This is a genomic window from Rufibacter sp. JT20002 (assembly GCF_056491185.1).
The window spans coordinates 2,093,077-2,107,197 of record NZ_JBSZJY010000001.1 but is presented as its reverse complement, the minus strand read 5'-3'; the positions used below and the strand labels follow the sequence as shown (position 1 = coordinate 2,107,197).

At 48.2% G+C, this 14,121-nt stretch carries 14 protein-coding genes; 9 read left to right on the top strand and 5 right to left on the bottom strand.

From position 1 onward, the window contains the following. Positions 1–20 precede the first annotated feature (20 nt). The 3 genes from ACW9SV_RS08460 (at position 21) to ACW9SV_RS08450 (ending at position 3,020) form a co-directional block, all read left to right on the top strand. Positions 21–1,349 (top strand): TraB/GumN family protein, encoded by a 1,329-nt coding sequence (locus ACW9SV_RS08460; protein WP_479556301.1) that lies wholly within the window; start codon positions 21–23, stop codon positions 1,347–1,349. Between the two features lie 123 nt (positions 1,350–1,472). After that, entirely contained in the window at positions 1,473–2,156 is a 684-nt protein-coding gene (locus ACW9SV_RS08455; RefSeq protein ID WP_479556300.1) for a 2'-5' RNA ligase family protein, read from the top strand. Positions 2,157–2,207: 51 nt separating this feature from the next. Further along, complete coding sequence (locus ACW9SV_RS08450; RefSeq protein ID WP_479556299.1) at positions 2,208–3,020, top strand: cyclase family protein; 813 nt, start codon at positions 2,208–2,210, stop codon at positions 3,018–3,020. 577 nt (positions 3,021–3,597) lie between these two features. Here the strand turns inward: ACW9SV_RS08450 and rpmA are convergent. Further along, entirely contained in the window at positions 3,598–3,876 is a 279-nt protein-coding gene (gene rpmA / locus ACW9SV_RS08445; RefSeq protein WP_479556298.1) for a 50S ribosomal protein L27, read from the bottom strand. A 72-nt stretch (positions 3,877–3,948) separates the two neighbouring features. Then, on the bottom strand, positions 3,949–4,257 hold the full coding sequence (gene rplU / locus ACW9SV_RS08440) for a 50S ribosomal protein L21 (protein WP_210462237.1): 309 nt from the start codon (positions 4,255–4,257) through the stop codon (positions 3,949–3,951). Between the two features lie 981 nt (positions 4,258–5,238). Here rplU and ACW9SV_RS08435 point away from each other — a divergent pair. From ACW9SV_RS08435 to ACW9SV_RS08410, 6 genes are all read left to right on the top strand, one after another. Next, positions 5,239–6,198 (top strand): ribonucleoside-diphosphate reductase small subunit, encoded by a 960-nt coding sequence (locus ACW9SV_RS08435; protein WP_479556297.1) that lies wholly within the window; start codon positions 5,239–5,241, stop codon positions 6,196–6,198. A 188-nt stretch (positions 6,199–6,386) separates the two neighbouring features. Continuing rightward, a complete protein-coding gene (locus ACW9SV_RS08430; protein WP_479556296.1) occupies positions 6,387–8,768 on the top strand; it encodes a ribonucleoside-diphosphate reductase subunit alpha in 2,382 nt (793 codons plus the stop codon). Positions 8,769–9,082: 314 nt separating this feature from the next. Then, positions 9,083–9,763 (top strand): hypothetical protein, encoded by a 681-nt coding sequence (locus ACW9SV_RS08425; RefSeq protein ID WP_479556295.1) that lies wholly within the window; start codon positions 9,083–9,085, stop codon positions 9,761–9,763. Between the two features lie 146 nt (positions 9,764–9,909). Next, a complete protein-coding gene (locus tag ACW9SV_RS08420) occupies positions 9,910–10,143 on the top strand; it encodes a tRNA pseudouridine synthase A (protein ID WP_479556294.1) in 234 nt (77 codons plus the stop codon). Next, positions 10,133–10,417, top strand: a complete 285-nt coding sequence (locus ACW9SV_RS08415) for a type II toxin-antitoxin system RelE/ParE family toxin (RefSeq protein ID WP_479556293.1) — start codon at positions 10,133–10,135, stop codon at positions 10,415–10,417. Before ACW9SV_RS08420 ends, ACW9SV_RS08415 begins: the two co-directional genes overlap by 11 nt. An 18-nt stretch (positions 10,418–10,435) precedes the next feature. Beyond that, entirely contained in the window at positions 10,436–10,954 is a 519-nt protein-coding gene (locus ACW9SV_RS08410; protein ID WP_479556292.1) for a DUF2199 domain-containing protein, read from the top strand. Between the two features lie 139 nt (positions 10,955–11,093). Here ACW9SV_RS08410 and ACW9SV_RS08405 read toward each other — a convergent pair whose 3' ends face one another. The 3 genes from ACW9SV_RS08405 to ACW9SV_RS08395 form a co-directional block, all read right to left on the bottom strand. Continuing rightward, a complete protein-coding gene (locus ACW9SV_RS08405) occupies positions 11,094–11,792 on the bottom strand; it encodes a hypothetical protein (RefSeq protein ID WP_479556291.1) in 699 nt (232 codons plus the stop codon). A gap of 314 nt (positions 11,793–12,106) precedes the next feature. Further along, a complete protein-coding gene (locus ACW9SV_RS08400; RefSeq protein WP_479556290.1) occupies positions 12,107–12,454 on the bottom strand; it encodes a histidine kinase in 348 nt (115 codons plus the stop codon). Between the two features lie 35 nt (positions 12,455–12,489). Further along, entirely contained in the window at positions 12,490–13,755 is a 1,266-nt protein-coding gene (locus tag ACW9SV_RS08395; protein WP_479556289.1) for a PAS domain-containing protein, read from the bottom strand. Between the last annotated feature and the right edge of the window lie 366 nt (positions 13,756–14,121).

Genomic DNA, 14,121 nt, shown 5'->3' with positions numbered 1-14,121 from the left:
CAATCCACACCTCCTTCGTCATGAAAAAGATTCTGAAAAGAATTGCCCTGCTTGTTCTCCTTACCCCGGTGGTATTATTGATATTGGTATTCATCACCTACGGTATCTACGCCCTGTTAGCGGTTGGCGGCGAAAGCACCCCGCACCAGGCGTACCTCCAGCAGCATAAACAGGAGGTTCATTTACAATCCGCCGCCCCCGCTTTTCCCATCTTTGACAGTGCCTTCTACCAGAAACAGATTTTCTTTCTGGGCGAGGCCCACGGAACCGCCGCTCCCCAGGCTCTGGACTTTGCCCTGCTCCAGCACCTGAACCAACGCGTGGGCCTGCGCCATTACCTCGCTGAGGTAGACTACAGCCAGGCGCACTTCCTGAACGCCTATCTACAAACCGGGGACGAACGCCACTTGCAAACCGTTTTCCAGTTTTGGGCGAAACAGAACGCACAATGGGGCAATCAGAATTTCTATGACAAAATCAAAAAAATCAGGGCTCTCAACCAGTCCTTACCCGAGGCGCAGCGCATTAGCATTCTGGGTGTAGACAAACTACAAGACCTGGACGCCACGCACTTGTTTCTACAAGAGACCCTTTCAACGTTGCCAGAGAAAGCCTTTCAGGATTCAGTTTTTGCAAGCCTCCGGAAGATCGCCTCCAGTAATACTTTAGATGCAGAAATGCTGTCTTCCCTAGCCTCTAAACTACTGCCCAAGCTGACTAAAGACTCCACTGCTGTTTCACTTCCTACTCGCCTTCGTTTTGAGTTGCAGCATACCTTACAGAACCTCACCTACCTAAATTCAAAAGCCCGCCGTGACAGCGTGATGTACCTGAATCTAAACACCCTGGTGAAAGTGCAGCACCTGGAGAAAGCGAAACTGTACGGTATGTGGGGCTTGTTCCATACGCTTCCGGTTCAGGTGCAGCGCGGCGTTCCTTTTGCCTATTACCTGCAGGGCCAGGACTCACCTTTCCGGGGCAAAACGGTTTCCATTGGGGTGTACACCTTGGATAGTGAAAGCATGATGCCAGCGGCTGCTTTACCATCCTTTTTGAGCAAAGGCCAGCGATACGTAAATAGCACCATGAACAACAACGATGGCCCCATGGTGTTTGTGAACGGCATCAAAGACCTCAGGGCCGCCAGCCGCGCAAACTCCCTTACCCTGTTCAAAACCGATGCTCCTGGTTCGCCTTACCGCACCTCTTCCCGCTTAGCCAGCATCAAGGTTTTATTCCCTAACCAAAGTATTGAGTTTGCCGGGGAGCATCCACGCATTACCCAGGTGTTCCAATACGTATGCCTTGTGCGTAACTCTAAAGCACTAACCCCATTACCCGTGTTGTAATTACTAAATTTGATGGAGTAACTACCAAAAATGAGCTGCAGAAGGAGCCACGGTGTTCCTTTCTGCAGTTTTCGCCTTACTTTAGCAAAACAAAGCCAAAACGAAGGATTGAGCTCCCCACTCATGAATTTACAGCACCATTATACTCAGCTGTGGAAGCATGCCGAGGAACAGTTTGCCGCTGGCAATTTTACCTTGGACACGCTGATTGACTCGCCGGATGACACCAGACGAGGGCTCACCTTGCTGGCCCGTCCTAATCCGGCAGTGTTAACTGAGATGCAGGACCTGTTACAGCATTTAGCGCAGGTAGAGCCAGACCAATATTACTACCCCGCAGAAGACATCCACCTCACGGTGCTTTCCCTAATCTCCTGCTATCCAGAATTCACCCTTGACCACATCCAGCCCCAAGCATACGTAGAGCTGCTGGAGAAAGCATTGGCGCCCACCCAAAAGTTCGACATCCTCTATTCAGGGTTAACCGCTTCTCCTTCGTGCGTCTTAGTGCAAGGCTTCCCGAAGACCGATGGCTTGGAACAACTGCGGAACAATGTACGGCAGGCTTTTCGGGCATCGGGGCTGCAGGAGTCCATTGACCAGCGGTACACCATCCAAACCGCTCATAGCACCGTGGTCCGGTTCCGGAAGCCCTTGACCCAGCCTGCCCTATTTCTGCAGAAACTTCGGGAATGCCGCCACCGCAAGTTCGGCACCTCTACCATCCACACTCTGGAATTGGTCTACCATGACTGGTACCAAAGCCAGGCTACCACCCAGGTGCTGGCCACCTTTGAGCTGAAATAAACTTCTTCTCTTTTTCGCGTACTTTGGAGAAAACAGGTAAAAAACACCGCCATGCTTTCTTCCGCTACCATTACCTTCCGGAGCCAAACCTACCAATACAACCCACTGCAGCCGCTGGACATCTCCTTGCCACTTGCCCCAGGTGAAGACCAAGTGAACTGCTTTTGGGCTGAACCAGTGCAGGTAGAGACTATCACCGTAGGTGACTTTGTAGGCAGCGTTGCGCAGGGTGGTTCCACTAATTACCAACGCGTGCACCTCACGCCCCACGGCAACGGCACCCACACCGAGTGCTACGGCCACATCTCGCCCGCCCCCGCTGCCACTTTAGACAAATGCCTGAACCGCTTTTTGTTTGTCGCCCAACTGGTTTCCGTCACGCCCCAGCCGCAGGACAACGGTGATCTGGTGGTTATGGCTTTGGATGTCATTTCTGCTCTGGATGCTACCTACCTCCCGGAGGCCCTGGTCCTACGCACGCTTCCTAACCCGGAAAGCAAACGCACGGCGCAATACTCGGGTACCAACCCCACGTACCTGGAATCTGCTTTAGCGGAATATTTGGTTGAGAAAGGAATAGAGCACCTGTTACTGGACTTACCGTCCGTGGATCGGGAGGAAGATGGAGGTGCTTTGTTAGCGCATCATGCGTTCTGGCAATATCCCGAAAACACGCGCTCGCATGCGACCATTACGGAGTTGGTTTTTGTGCCCGATGCGGTGGTGGATGGATGGTACTTGTTGAATTTGCAGGTGACTAGTTTGGTGTTGGATGCAAGCCCTAGCAAGCCGGTGTTGTATGCGTTGGAGGCGGTTTCGGGTGCTGCTGAGGCGACTGTTTCTTTTGTGGAGGCGCCACATTAGACATAGGTTTAATTCCTTCTTCTTTGCTAAGCTTTTCAGTTATCAAGGCTTGGTTGTTGCAGCTTTGTTTTGGTGCGCTCAAGGCCGCGGGGCCTCGTCTTCCGGCCTCGCGCTTCTGTTTTAGCCTTGGCCAGCAGGCCTGTCGCATGCGCGGCACCAGGTCTAAAACAAAGGCGCTCAACCGAAAGACTGGAATTGGGATCTTCAAACTTGGAGTTGCATAGCCACCATTTCCCATGGTTCAAGTTCCCAACTTTTTCTTTTCATGGTTCAAGTCTGTGACTTGGACCTGCCATGGTCTGCAGTTTGCAACTGCAGTGAGGCGAAAGTCTCAGCAATCGTTTTTAGTTTATGCTTCTCGCTGTTGTTAACACCAACAATAACATCACCTCTTCTACTTAACTCCGTTCTGGTTTACCTTTTTTAGAGCAGTAGCCTTACATAGAACTTCCTGAAATAAACTGGACTTGGGTTACTTCATAAAAAGCAAAATGCCTTAAACCTTGGGCAACAAAAAAGGCTGCCTGGTGGGGCAGCCTTCTTGCGTTTTCTTCAGCGGCCGAAGCCGGTATGAATGTTATGCAGTCACTTCAGCAGTTTCAGCAACTGGCACTACAGATACGAAAGAGCGGTTTTTCACGCCTTTTTTGAACTGTACGATACCGTCTGTCAAAGCAAACAGGGTGTGGTCTTTACCGATACCTACGTTGGCACCTGGGTGGTGCGCAGTACCGCGCTGACGAACGATGATGTTACCAGCGTTGATGGTTTGACCACCAAAAATTTTCACGCCTAAGCGCTTGGAATGTGATTCGCGGCCGTTGTTAGAACTACCGACACCTTTTTTGTGAGCCATTTCTAGTCTATTTTAATCCTGGAATAAACCCCAGGAATAGGTTCTACAATAATTTTTCCTTTACCTCAAAAATTAACCAATGGTGTTGATCAACACTTTGGTGTACTGTTGGCGGTGACCGTTTTTCTTCTTGTAGCCTTTTCTTCTTTTCTTCTTGAAGACGATCACTTTGTCACCTTTGGCGTGGCCCTGGATGGTTCCAGTTACCTTTACTCCGTCTACAAAAGGAGCACCAACAGTTAAAGTTCCGTTGTCATCAGTTAAAAGAACATTGGCGAACTCTACGGCGTCACCTTCATTGCCGGAAAGCTTGTTAGTGTAGAAGAACTTACCGCTCTCTACTTTCGTCTGGATACCAGCGATTTCTACAATTGCGTACATCAGCTTACGATATTTTTAAAAAATTGAACCGCAAAAGTACGGACAGTCAAGCTAATATCCAAACAAGCTGCTTCTATTTTAACTTGATTTCTACTGATATTATGCTGGTTTTAAGAGAGTTGTGAGTTATCCCCCATAATGTGGATAACTCAGGTGGATAAACCAAAGCTATACTGATAATCAATCACTTACAAGTGGATAAAAACAAAAGAATAGAAAGCCAACCAGAAAAGGCGGCAAAGACGGGGCGTTTTCAAGCGGCTAAAGGAGGTGAACTTGCCGGCAGAAACGTAAATGAAACTACCTAATTCCGAAGGTAAAGTCAAGAGCAACAGCAGATTTGTTTCCACACCCGCCAACCAAGGCTGCACAACAAGCATTTCCTGATCTGCCTAAAATCTCAAACGGAAAAACACCAGCTAACCGACGTCAACAGATGACCCGAGGTGACAAAACCACTGCCTGCCTTTTCCTGCAGTTGACGCTTTCTGGCCATTCCGTTTTTGGCGCAAACTCAGGAAACAAGCCCTTAAACATACTTGCTTCCGTCCGTCTATCAAGGCAGTGTGCACCCACATTTCTGAAGGCCAGGAAGCCAATGCAAGCACTACTCAAAGCCGGCAATAGACGGGTTTAAGGTTGCTTGCTCTACCTATCTGAAACTATCCGCTATACTTAAAGAAACCATCCTAAAGCCATAGCACAGATACTATATTCAAGGTTTTTAATTTTGATAAAATCTTACATCTAACTGATTATCAGTTGAATATAATGTTGATAACTATCTGTATAACTGCTGTATAAGAAGTTAGTAAAATAGGCTGTTCTAATCGGGCAACCAACGTATTTGTCCCTATATTTGAATTCTCAAGCCACAACAACTGCTTCTTAACTTAATCGTTAAGCCACTGTTATAAGGTGAGAGGCAGCGTCTGAAGGCGCACCCTTTTAATAAAGTTAGAGCAAGAAACCGTTTAGTCTATGGAGCCTTTATTGCAAGAAAACCCGAACCGCTTTGTCCTGTTCCCCATCCAAAACGATGCCGTTTGGCAGATGTATAAGAAAGCAGAGGCTAGCTTTTGGACGGCCGAAGAGATTGACCTTACCCCAGACCTGAAAGACTGGGAGAAGCTAAACGACGGCGAGCGTCACTTCATCTCCCACGTACTGGCGTTCTTCGCGGCTTCGGACGGGATTGTAAACGAGAACCTGGCCATCAACTTCATGCAAGAGGTGCAGCTGCCTGAGGCGCGTTGCTTCTACGGTTTCCAGATCATGATGGAGAACATCCACTCTGAGACCTACTCCCTGTTGATTGATACCTATATTAAAGATCCGCAGGAAAAAGACCGCTTGTTCAACGCGCTGGAGACGGTTGACTGCGTGAAGAAAAAAGGCGAGTGGGCCCTTAAATGGATCAACTCTGAAAACTTCACCGAGCGTCTGATTGCATTTGCGGCCGTAGAGGGCATTTTCTTCTCTGGTTCTTTCTGCTCTATCTTCTGGATGAAGAAGCGTGGTTTGATGCCAGGCCTGACCTTCTCCAATGAGCTGATCTCCCGTGACGAAGGACTGCACTGTGACTTTGCTTGCCTGCTGTACTCTATGCTGCAGAACAAGTTACCAGAAGAGCGCGTACAAATGATCATCCGCGACGCAGTGACCATTGAGCAGGAATTTGTGACCGATGCGCTGCCCGTAGACCTCATAGGGATGAATGCAAAACTGATGAACCAATACATCGAGTTTGTGGCCGACCGCCTGCTGGTATCACTGGGCTGTGGCAAGATCTACAATTCAACCAATCCATTTGACTTCATGGAGTTGATCTCCCTGCAAGGCAAAACCAACTTCTTTGAGAAACGTGTGGCAGAGTACCAGAAATCGGGCGTGATGAGCGACCGTGACTCTAACGTGTTCTCTCTGGACGAGGACTTTTAATTTACCACCCCAGACAGCCCTAAAGCGCTTTGGGGTTGTTTCTCTAAAAACAGGCTCAAAACATCCTGCAATCGGCAGGAGGTGGGGCTTTCAAGTAAAATCAAGCCTAAAAACATGCCCCGGCGCAAAAGCGCATGGGAGAGAAATATCTGGATGTCACGTCATCCGTCACATATTAGTGTAAGCGTATGTTAGTTGTAAAAAGAGACGGCCGCAGGGAATCGGTCAAGTTTGATAAAATCACGGCCCGCATAGAGAAACTGTGCTATGGCCTGAACATGTCGTTTGTAAGTCCTATTGAAGTGGCCAAGAAGGTAATTGACGGTATTTACGATGGCGTGACCACCGTAGAACTGGATAACCTGGCAGCTGAGACCGCGGCTTCTTTAACGACAAAGCACCCCGACTACGCCATTCTGGCGGCGCGTATTGCTATTTCCAGCTTGCACAAGGTGACGCAGAAGTCGTTCTTCAACACCATGAAGCAGTTGTACACCTATGAAGATCCAAAAACAGGTGAAAACGCTTCTTTGATTGCGAAGGATGTCTTTGAAATCATCAAGAAACACGCGGCTGTGCTGGACTCCAGCATCATCTATGACCGTGACTACAACTATGACTACTTCGGGTACAAAACCCTGGAGCGTTCGTACCTGCTGCGCCTGCACGGCAAAGTAGTGGAGCGTCCGCAGCACATGCTCATGCGGGTGGCCGTGGGTATTCACAAAGAAGACATTGACTCTGCCATTGAGACCTACAACCTCATGTCTGAGAAGTGGTTCACGCACGCCACACCTACCCTGTTTAACGCGGGTACGCCTAAGCCGCAGTTGTCTTCTTGCTTCCTGTTAACCATGAAGGAAGACAGTATACCGGGTATCTATGACACCTTGAAGAACTGTGCTTTGATTTCGCAAAGCGCGGGTGGTATTGGTCTGGCTGCGCACAACATTAGAGCCACCGGTTCTTACATCAAAGGCACCAACGGTACGTCTAACGGTCTTGTACCAATGTTGAAAGTGTTCAATGACACGGCCCGGTACGTAGATCAAGGTGGTGGAAAGCGTAAAGGCGCCTTCGCGATCTACCTGGAGCCATGGCACGCGGATATCTTCGAATTCCTGGACTTGAGAAAGAACCATGGTAAAGAAGAAATGCGTACCCGCGACTTGTTCTTAGCCTTATGGACCCCAGACTTGTTCATGAAGCGCGTAGAAGCCAACGGTGACTGGAGCCTGATGTGCCCGAACGAATGCCCAGGCTTGTCTGACACGTGGGGTAAAGACTTTGAGCGTCTGTATGAAAAATACGAGAAGGAAGGCCGCGCCCGCAAGACCATCAAAGCGCAGGAACTGTGGTTTGCCATCTTAGAAGCGCAAACCGAGACTGGTACGCCGTACATGCTGTTTAAAGACCACGCCAATGGCAAGTCTAACCAGCAGAACCTGGGTACCATCAAGAGCTCCAACCTGTGTACTGAGATCATTGAGTACACCGATGCCGATGAGATTGCCGTGTGTAACCTGGCGTCTCTGGCCCTGCCGCGCTATATCAAAGAAGAAAAAGGCGTTAAAACCTTTGACCACCAGAAACTCTACGAGGTAACGTACACGGTGACCAAGAACCTGAACAAGGTGATTGACATCAACTACTACCCGGTACCAGAGGCGAAGAAGTCTAACCTGCGTCACCGCCCTATCGGGTTGGGTGTGCAAGGCTTGGCAGATGCGTTCCTGAAACTGCGTATGCCGTTTGAGAGCGCCGAAGCCGCCCGCCTGAACAAGGAAATCTTCGAGACAATTTACTTTGCGGCCATGACGGCTTCTAAGGATTTGGCCAAGAAGAACGGACCATACGAAACGTTTGAAGGCTCACCAATCAGTCGGGGTATCTTCCAGTTTGACATGTGGGGCGTATCGCCAGACAGCGGTCGTTGGGACTGGGAAGCGCTTCGTCAGGAAGTGGTAGAGCACGGGGTGCGTAACTCTCTGTTAGTAGCGCCAATGCCAACGGCTTCTACGTCGCAGATCTTGGGTAACAACGAAGGGTTTGAGCCTTACACCTCTAACATCTACGTGCGCCGCGTGTTGAGCGGGGAGTTCATGGTGGTGAACAAGCACTTGTTGCAAGACCTGATTGAACTTAACCTGTGGAACGACCAAATGAAGAATGCCATCATCGCAGCCAACGGCTCGGTGCAAGGCATCACCAACATTCCGCAACACATCAAAGACCTGTACAAGACGGTGTGGGAAATCAGCCAACGGACCATCATTGACATGTCTGCCGACCGTGGTGCCTACATCTGCCAGAGTCAAAGCCTGAACCTGCACGTGTCTAACGTGAACTTCGGGAAGCTGACCTCTATGCACTTCCACAGTTGGAAGAAAGGCTTGAAGACCGGTATGTACTACCTGCGCACCAAAGCCGCCGCCGATGCCATCAAGTTCACGGTAGAGAAACAAGCCGCCGAAACCCTGGCCCCGATGTACAGCACGGTAGAGCAGAACCAAAGCGACATGGCCTGCTCCCTGGATAATCCAGACGCTTGCGAGGCATGTGGTAGCTAAAAATAGAAAAGAGGAGGCCTAATCGCCTCCTCTTTTTTTGTTTACTATTCTCTACCAACTTTTAAATATTTATTTCACTCTTAAAGCAGGAAAGGCTTTTCAGAAGAAAAAATCAGATATAAAAAAAGAGAACGCCACAGTAGCAGCATTCTCTTCACTAGGATAATTAGCTTCCCGGCTCTTAGGGCTCTTCACCCTAATCTCTTATCCTTTAAGTCTTGCAAAAGTGTAGATTAATCTAACAATCTACAAGTACGACGACCAGTGCTACTAGTTTTTATAATTTGAGATAAGTGAAAAAACTTAGTAAACTGGTGGAGCCAAGAATTGGAAGGACTTCACCAAGAATCACAGTCAACAAAATGGGTGAGTATCAATTTGCTAACTCGATTAGGCGCACAAGAATTATTTATGATTCAAAATATCCAAAAAGCTTTATAACGGCCAGATATTCAAAAGCTGAAACTGTCATTAAAGATTTTTTCTTGGATAAGAATAAGGATAGCCAATTGATTCTTGATGCTATCAAGCAATTGAACGAAGTTAAGCCATCTACCAAGTACCAAAATGAAGTAATCTACTCTTGTATAGAGGCTCTAACTGAATTTTTGAAGTTTATTGAAGATTCAGAACTAGTTGAAGCCGACAAGGATTACTTTGAGGGAATTAGCAGTTCAGCCTCGATTACTATTTCAGGAGTCGAGATAAGTATCCGACCTGAGATATTAATACATGAGAAGAGCAAAATCACTGGAGGTGTCAAGCTTTATTTTTCAAAGACATACCCTTTAGCTAGACCTTCAGCAGAATTTATTGGAACTCTCCTAATGAAGTACTTGAAGGAGAAAACAGGTTCTGATATTAAAGCTAGAAACTGTTTCGTCATAGATATCTTTAACAAGACGATCTATACAGCTCCAAAAGCATATTCAAAGAGGCTATTAGAGATAGAAGCCGCATGTGAGGAAATATCAAGCAGATGGAGTTCAATCTAGTTTCTTAACTTAAAAAAGGAGGCCACCAATGGCCTCCTTTTTTGTTTCTTCCAACCAAACCCATTTTAGCCTCTTTCTCAGAAAACAGGCCAAAAACGAAATAGAATCGTAATTTTATCTACTGGAAAGACTTAAACAAAACTGCTATGCAAACCATACGGCTACGGGTGAACGAGAAAGTGTATCAGAATTTAATGTGGTTTCTGCGCAAGTTCACCAAAGACGAATTAGAGATTATCGAGGAGAATGATGCTTTCACTGCCACGCAAAAGGAGTTGAAGCAAGATTTGGCGCAACTGGAGAAAGGAGAAGCTGAGTTCCTAGACATTGATCAACTAGACCAAGAGCTTGAAAATACCCTTAAGCGGTATGAAGCTTAAGATCACCAGGCGGTTCAGCGAGAAACTGAATGCCCAGGTGCAGTACATTGCCCAAGACAAACCTGGCGCTGCCCGCAAGTTCAAAGCCGACATCACGCAGCAGATCCGAGAGATTCCTAACATGCCGTTCAGGCATCGTAAATCAATTTTCTTTGACCAGGAAGAAATAAGAGAACTGGCATTCAAGGGCTATTTAGTAGTATACAGAATAAATCAAAAACAGGAAGAGATTGAGGTATTTGGCTTTGTGAAGTATACCGAAAATCCACTCTAACCTTATTCGACCTTTAACATGACCTACACCTGTGCAGACTGCGGCAAGCAGCATGAAAGTTGGCCCGCCTTAACCTATACGTCGCCCACGCATTACAGCGACTTATCAGAAGAAGAGAAAGAAGCACAAGGCTGGCTGGAAGGAGATTTTTGCACCATCACCCATCAAGATGATATAGACCGATTTATCAGAGTGGTGATGACTATTCCGGTGAATGACCATTGTAAGGATTTAGATTACGGATTCTGGGTTTCTGTAAGCGAAAAGACCTTTCTAGACTATCAGGAAAACTACCATAGTGAAGCCCACGAGGTTAGCTACTTTGGATATATATGCAACAACCTTCTGGGGTATGAAGAAACACTGCATGTTCCGTCAACGGTGGTAACACAAGCCAGTAACAAAAGGCCACACGTCTTCCCGCATGAAGACTTTGAACACCCATTGGTTCAGGACTTCTACCACGGCATCAGCAGAGAAGAGGCCGAAAGCAGGATTGAGGAGATGATTCGTCTGACAAGTGCCCTCGCAGAATAGTGTGGTAATTCAGTTGAAAAGCACTACCACTTACAAAGGTGAAGGCAAAAAGAACTCCCGCTTTAAGCCTGTTTTCATAAAATCAGGCCTAAAGCGGGAGTTCGCTTATTTTAAGAAACTCAATTCTTAAAACACAGGCTTACATCACATAAGTATACTCCGTCTGGAAAGGGGTGCCATTAGCGGGCGCGGTGATTCTTTTGGTGGGCAGGTTCTGGGCGTTGTACTCGTAGGTGAAGGTAGTTACGCGCACCTCGCCGCTGGCCAGCGTGGTGGTGACTTTGCCGGGGTTGTTGCGGAACAGTTTGATGTGCGGCGTGAACAGGAAGTCGGCCATGTGCTGCACGCCTTTCTTAGTGTCATAGTTCTCGTACTTGCTGGTCTGCGACAGTACCCAGGCCGAGGTGGCAGTAGCCTTGTGGTACATGGCAATCTCGCTTACGTTGCCGTTGGCGTCATAGGTGTACGTCACTTTATTAGTTTCACGAGGCGTGGTAGACGTGGAGGCTGCATCTTTGTAGAAGCTATAGCGGGCCGTCAGCCGTTTGTTAGCATCGTACTCAAAGGTATGGTAGCTCTCTACTTTGTCATTGATGAGTTCATCTAATTTGTAGAGCTGGTTGTCTGAGGTGTAGAAATAAGCATTTTCGGTATCTAGGTCAGGACCGTCTGTGAGGAGGTAGGCAATGCGGCCTACGTTGTCATAGACCACCTCGGTGGTAGACTGTTCGTTCTCGTTCAAGGCCAACATTCCTTTGCCTACGATCCGGGCCAGCCATCCTGAGGCCGAATACTGGAACTCGCGGCTATCGCCTTGGCTCGTGGATATTTTGGTCAAAAAAACCGGGTTTTCCTGCATAGAAGGCTCCGGATCATCAAATTCGCAGCCAGCGAGAAATAGGGTGGCACAAAAGGCAAAGGCTAACTTTCTGAAATGGGTTTTCATAGGATAAAAGCGTGTAAATTCAAGAATGATGCACTACAAGGAAGAGTCTTTCAGCCCCTTGAAGGTTGCATCACCAGAAATAAAATACTCGTCACCTTGATTTAGATATAACCAGGTGGATTTATCAGCTTAGCTACAGAAGAGGAAATGAAGGAATAGGGAAGGGCTGCCGCAGGCTTTTGCCTGCTACCTAATGGAGGGGGAAATTACACGAACCGGCCTTCCAGTGTGGAAATAAGGCGGGTTAACTGTTCAGCGTGTTTGTCAATGGTTTGCAAGCCTTCATGGGCTTCTTCAATCTTGCCTGACCGGTACAGGCTTATAAGGTGGGTGGCGGTGGTGAGCAAGTCTTTGTACAGCCTTGACATGGTGGTGAACTCAGGCACATGGCTATAGCGTACCGCTCCAATGGTTCTAAACCATTGGCTTACCGGCCCGCTGGAAGAGAAAAACTCCTCATCGGGGGTGCCTCCGTACACCGCAGAGCGCACCTTCGATTTAAAAAGGATCAGCTTTATCCTGAGTTGCTGAAGATCACTTTGCGCAGCGTTCATGTAAAGCTTTTATCATCTGTTGACTGCTGCCTTCCTTAGGCATTGTCCTTTTGTTTTAGGCGTTCCCGAAGCCTCACATGCTCAGTGGTTTCATACCCAAAAACCAAGATTCCAATGGGCTGCAGGTCTTCTCCAAAGATGGGCTGGTAGTTGAGCGCAAGGTACAAATCTTCTACCACACCATTGTCTTGCCTTTTCCGCTGGAACAGAACCTCATCAGCCGAGAAGGCTTCACCTGTGTGGTACACCTTGTCCAGCAAGTCTACAAAGCCCTGCTCCGCCGCTTCCGGCACCGCCTCGGCTACTGTTTTGCCCTGCAACTCCCGCTCTGGGAAGAGCGCCTGGTAATAAGGATTGATCAACTCAAACCGGTGCTCTGGCCCTTTTAAGGTACAGAAGATGGCCGGGGCGTTCATGATCATATTTTCCAGGGTTTTCCGCTCAGACTGGGCTTTTTGCAGGGCAGCGTGTACCTGTTCAGAGAGCAGAACCATTTGCTCATTACTCTCCAAAAGCTCCTGCACCATCTGCTTGGTAGAGTGGATGTCTGTGGCGCTGCCTACCCACAAAGAAACCTTACCAGGCGTTAACATCACGGGAGAGCACTTCTTCACAAACCAGCGGTAATTGCCCTCGCGGTTCCGCATCCGTATCTCGGCCTGAAACTCTTCCAGGTTCTGGAAACTTTCCTGCGCCCGGGCCAGAAAGCCTTCGCGGTCCTCGGGGTGGATGGCGTCCAGGAAGCCCGTGGGAGAGGCCTGGATCTCCTCGGCAGAGGTGCCGGTGTATTTCACAAATCGTTCGTTCACAAACGTTACCCGGCCTTCCGGATTTACCGTGTAAATCAGTTGAGGAACGGTATCAGTCATAATCCTGAACTTGTTCTCACTTTCCTGGTGGGCTTGTTTGGCAAGTTCCCGCTCCGTTACATCAGCCGTCTTCTGGATGATGTACTCCACGTTTCCGTGGGCATCCAACACCGGAGTGTGCGAAGCCTCCCAAATGCTCTCGTAATCTCCGCCGCCTTCGCTTGCAGGGCGCGCAATGCTGTACCGCACCAGGTCCATGTAATCTACCTGTTTGGTTTGCAGCACTCGTTCTATGGATTTGCGCACCGGATTCTCCTCAAACGAATACGTCTTATCCGGAAATGCCTCCAGCAGAAAATGCAACCCTACAAGATCTTCTCTCCGGCGCATGGTGGTGCGCAAATAGGCGTTGGTGGCCGCCACAATTTTATACTCTGGGGAAATGACCACCATGTTGTCTGGTGCGTGCTGGAACAGTGTTGAGAAATCCATTTTCTAAAAGAGAATGACCGTGGCGTAAATAAAAGCAATAACTACAGGTAAAGCACAATTGTTTTAAACAGAACTACGTCATAACCCGAAGCAAATCCAAAAGCGTTTTCATAACCTAAAGCAGGTTAAGCGCTTATCTGCCGCAGAAAGTGGATGAAAAAGAGGCACCTTCTAGCAGACACTTGCAAATGGAAAGCAAGTTGCAACTTAAATCCCTTAGCCCGCTAATTTGTCCGCCAGGGAGAAAAAATAGGGAAAAGAAAATCTCTGCAGGAAAAAGAAAAGTGCCAGAAAAAGCAGATTCAAACACCCGTACACACCAAGGGTAAAAAGACATTTCAGCACTAGTGCCTTGATTTGCAGGAC